Here is a 4,614-nt window from a genome sequence, read left to right as displayed (position 1 = left end):
CGAATCCCTTAAACCCGAATCGTTATGTGGTGATTAATTCCGGACACACGATGCATGAAAAAGATTTTCTTGCTTCCAATTCATGGCTCTTCCCCAAATTGGGAGACATTGCCATCATTCAGTTTAAGAAATCGGCAGCAGGAACGTTTGAAAACAAGACCGTCTGGGCAGAGTTGTTCGACAGTAACTGGAAATTGCCGTAAATCAGGATTAATCGTGTTCGCGAGTCCTTCAGCCAATCAGGAAAGTTTGGATCAGGTAATGGAATATCAGGAATCCTGTTTCGGCTCTCAAGGTGAGCGGAAGCTTCAAGAACGCTACGGAACCGGAAAACGAGCCAGCAGTTTTTATGACCGGCAGATGATCGACTACCTGAATCCCCGGATGCAGGAGTTTATCCGGGAACAGGAACTGCTGTTTATTGCCACCTCCGATTCCAAAGGTGAATGCGACAGCTCATTCCGCGCCGGTCTGCCCGGTTTTGTACGGATTCTCAATCAGAAATCGCTGGCCTATCCGGAATACCGTGGAAACGGCGTCTTAGCCTCACTCGGCAATATTTCAGAAAACCCACATATCGGTTTGATGTTTCTCGATTTTTTCAAAACCACCATTGGTCTGCACATCAACGGCACAGCACGCATTGTTGAAAACGAGGATTTTCTGGATTCAAAAGAGACGCCACAGGAAATCAGGGATGACATCTCAACCGAAGATGGTAAAAAACCGGAGCGCTGGGTCGTAGTGGAAGTGGAAGAGGCTTACATACACTGCTCAAAACACATTCCTTTACTCGCTAAACAGGATAAAGCCATCGCCTGGGGCACAGATGACATGCAGCTGAAAGGGGGAAACTTTTTCAAGGTCCCTGCAAAAAAAGAAACCGGGAAATAGGCCATTTACCATTGTACCCGTAAACACTTTCCATAAAATCACTTACGGAAAATTACTTCCCATCAGTGCCTCTCTTTCGCAGATGCTTAGTTGTCAGGATGGCATCAGTCTCCCGGTTCACAACGTTGAGTTCTTGAATCGATCTTGCTTCATTTGGGAATTTTTCATAAAAAACCACTCTCCTGTCACACGATGTACTTTCAAGTGCATCAGTTCCATTCTGATTCATGCATCCCCTTTACATAATTTAACGATCGGCACAGACATTGTGCTCATCCTGACCAATTGAGCCCTTTACCCCTTTGATCCGGGCAACGTAATGAAACATTTCCGGTACAGCACGGTACTCCCTGCTGTTCTAATTTTATTCTTGATCAGTGGATGTGCTTCAACATCAGGCCAGCAAACGATGGCCTGGAAAGCCCCCACTGCGCCCTGGAAGTGGGGAAATTTATTCGCTTCAAAAAAGAAGCCTGTAGAAAAAACCGCAGTCGTAGCCGTCGACGACACTTCTGAAAATAGTGATCCCAGCGCAAAGAAAAATAAAGAGACCACAGCCAAAGACAAATCTGGCAAAGTGACTACTCATAATGTCGAACTCCTCGCCTATATCAATGAAGAACTAAAAGATGCAACTCCGCAGGAACGTGCACAATATTTGAGTAGTTTCAAAGGCGTCGATCCGGACATGATCAAAAATATTCTCCGTACCCGGAGAATGGTCAACAGTCTGGAGCAACAGCATGAGGAGCAGCAACTGGCAGAAAATAATCCAGACATGTCTGCTCCTGTGATGCTTCCGGGGTTAGGGCACACTCAACCAGGAGGTCTTGAATCGCCGGTTGTACAAACCAGCGTGCAAACACTGCAACCTCCCGGTCAATTGCCGCCCGGCAATATTCAGATGAACCCCACGTCAAACCCGGTAAGACTCGGGAATCTGGAAGCAGTCGGCACAAATCCTGAAACTGGTCTGGCCGCCATTAATCCCACAGCACCTCAAGCCTATTCCACATCGCAAACCATCAGTCACGGTCTCAATCATATCCCTGTCGTGGGGACATTGAAATCAAAGCTGTCCTCGGCATTCCAGCAGGGAACCTCTGCATTACAGAATGGCATTTCACGCACGAGCACCGCAATCACCGGGCAGCAGGATGGTGTTCCACAGACATTTGAACCCGCTAATTCCCAGCTGCAGCCCGCGGTTCAGGAGCCTGCCAATCTGAAAACGGCATCGACCATCAACCCGACAGAATTAGCGAATTATTCATCGGCAGATCAACTGGCACAACTGATCTCTGTCGCGGAAGCAGAAATTTCGCAATTACAAACAGGCACGACACCTGAAGAGAAACAGAACTTTATTGAACGGCACGTTTATCTCAGAATGCTGTACCTGATGGCCAATCAACATGAACGCGCGTTAGAAGCGATACCGGGAATTGATCCTGCTGATCAGGAATTCTGGCAGCAGACTTTCTGGGCTGTCGCCAACTATTTCGACCGTGAGGCCATCCCGGATCAGGCAGATCGTGCCACACAAACCGTCGCACAATTAAGGCAAGCCACCGCCCGTCTGCAGGAACATGCCAATCTCAAACTGAAAAATGTTGCCTTCTGCCACAAGATCAGCAGCTTTGGAAGTTACGAACGGTTCGAACGCGATGAATATACGCCAGGCCGCCCGGTACTCGTCTATTCCGAAATCGAAAACTTCACGAGCGAACTGACCGCCGACGGCATGTATCGAACACTATTAAAATCCAAAGTTCAAATTTTCAAAGCGGGTTCCAATGGAGATCTGGTAGCGGAAATCCCCTTCGATACGACAGAAGACCTCTGTCGAAATGTCCGCAAAGATTACTTTCACAGTTACAAATTCGAAATACCACGCAATATTTCATTGGGCCCCCACGTCATGAAATTGACTGTGGAAGACGAAATCAGTCAGAAAGTGGCAACCTACACACAAAACTTTACTGTTCGGTAAACCACGAATGTTTTCCAGTCCCTCTCTTTTAAACGGTAACCCGGGCCCAGCCCGCGATTCTGGTTACTCCTGCAGCCACTCTCTCTCCAGGCAATCGAATGCTGCCGCCTTTGGCTGGCATTTTCTGATTCGCCAGTTACAGGGAGAACATCAGCAGTTTGCCTCTGATCAGGAAGTGGAAACCAGACGCAGCTTGAAGATGGCCAAAGTGGAAGCGGTGCTGTTTGTTGCAGACTGCGCACTCTCTTCCAGAAAAATTTCACAACTGGCGACCCTGGCCAATGCGGCAGAAGCCATCGAAATCATTGATAAACTCAATGCGACTTTTACTGCAACCAATTCTGCATTTCACATTAAACGCGTGGCAACCGGTTATCAGATGATGACCCAGCCGCAGTATGCGTTCTGGCTCAATAAACTTCACCAGAGACAGGCGGCCCTCAAACTCTCTGCACCGGCAATGGAAACGCTGGCAATGGTTGTGTACCGCCAGCCAATCACACGTGCTGATATAGAGTCCATTCGTGGTGTCCAGAGCGCCGAAATGTTAAAACAATTAATGGATCGAGGCCTCGTGAGAATCAACGGAAAAGATGACTCGCTCGGGCGGCCTTTTCTCTATGAATCAACCCGGAAATTTCTGGAAATCTTCGGGCTGAAAAGCCTGGACGAACTACCGATGGGAGAAACGCTGCGAATCAGGCCTTCGCAACATCCGGAGGCAATCTCCGAATCGGAATCAGAACCCGACACAGAGCTCCCACCCAATTCCGAAATCAATCTCCTGGAAGAGGAAAACGAAGATACGCATGCAGCCTGACTGAATTTACGAGCAAAACAGGGAGTTGTTAACGTACTTCCGGATCTTTCTCTTCAACCGGGTCTTGCACTTTGATCTGTTCTTGCACTTTCATCTCTTTTTGGGGAATCGAATCAGGATTCTCCCAGTTTTCGCCCACGATCCAGCGATAATTCAAAATCCGACGACCATTCGTCTGCTCCGCCCGAATCCAGAGTTCCTTGCCTTTCAAAGCATCTGCGTTAGGGATGTAATACAGTTTACGATCCTGACCATTTCTGAGTTCTGTAATAAACCGCTGCAAACGCTTCATGCTGGGAATGAACAGGCTGCAACGAAACTGAAGTGTTTCGAGCGGTGATGTATTATTGACGATGATTTGCTCGACTTCCAGCAAATTGCCCTCGAGTTTTTTATCGACAACCTTGACCATAATATCTCCCAGCCCTACATGATAAGGTCTGTGAACGCGAATCGAATACTTGCGTTCTGCAAAGATTTCGAAATCGATCGACACATCTTTTTTCCCCAGGCTTGCATTGGAAGGCAATGTCATAAACGTGTCCAGACGATAATTTTCGCCTGCTCCCGAAGAAAATTCCCACTCTTTCGGTTCTGTTTCCCACCCCTTGGGTACATTTAAAACGGCCTTTCCGCGAATACTCTGCGAAAACGTATTTTTTCCGATGATCGCGTCAGGGTGGCCTCCGTACTCACTCTTCGATTTTCCATTTTCAAATTGTGCAGCCATCCGCCAATAAGCAATTTCTTTATTCGAATTTCGAACGATGATAGGCGAAGTTGTCACGGAAAGTATATGACGCCCCGTATCAGGGTCCCGTTCCAGAATGATTCTTCTTCCCCAGACATCGGTCGCATAAACATCTTCTCCCAGGTAAATCAGTTCTTTTGTCGGTTCATAATTCCA

At 47.7% G+C, this 4,614-nt stretch carries 5 protein-coding genes; 4 read left to right on the top strand and 1 reads right to left on the bottom strand.

Annotated features, from left to right (window positions below; genetic code table 11):
- From Q0294_RS03740 to scpB, 4 genes are all read left to right on the top strand, one after another.
- Positions 1-203, top strand: a 203-nt coding sequence (locus Q0294_RS03740) for a hypothetical protein (protein WP_299461063.1), incomplete at its 5' end; no start/stop codon positions are given.
- A gap of 13 nt (positions 204-216) precedes the next feature.
- A complete protein-coding gene (locus tag Q0294_RS03735; RefSeq protein WP_299461061.1) occupies positions 217-894 on the top strand; it encodes a pyridoxamine 5'-phosphate oxidase family protein in 678 nt (225 codons plus the stop codon).
- Positions 895-1,303: 409 nt separating this feature from the next.
- Positions 1,304-2,887: a hypothetical protein gene (locus Q0294_RS03730; RefSeq protein WP_299461059.1), complete on the top strand. Its 1,584-nt coding sequence runs from the start codon at positions 1,304-1,306 to the stop codon at positions 2,885-2,887.
- A 7-nt stretch (positions 2,888-2,894) separates the two neighbouring features.
- Positions 2,895-3,707 (top strand): SMC-Scp complex subunit ScpB, encoded by an 813-nt coding sequence (gene scpB / locus Q0294_RS03725; protein WP_299461057.1) that lies wholly within the window; start codon positions 2,895-2,897, stop codon positions 3,705-3,707.
- Between the two features lie 28 nt (positions 3,708-3,735).
- Here scpB and Q0294_RS03720 read toward each other — a convergent pair.
- The coding region (locus tag Q0294_RS03720) for a hypothetical protein (RefSeq protein WP_299461055.1) at positions 3,736-4,614 on the bottom strand (879 nt) is incomplete at its 5' end.

Origin of the sequence: uncultured Gimesia sp. (assembly GCF_937919775.1) — a bacterium.
GTDB lineage: Bacteria > Planctomycetota > Planctomycetia > Planctomycetales > Planctomycetaceae > Gimesia.
This window is presented reverse-complemented; position numbering and strand designations above follow the sequence as displayed.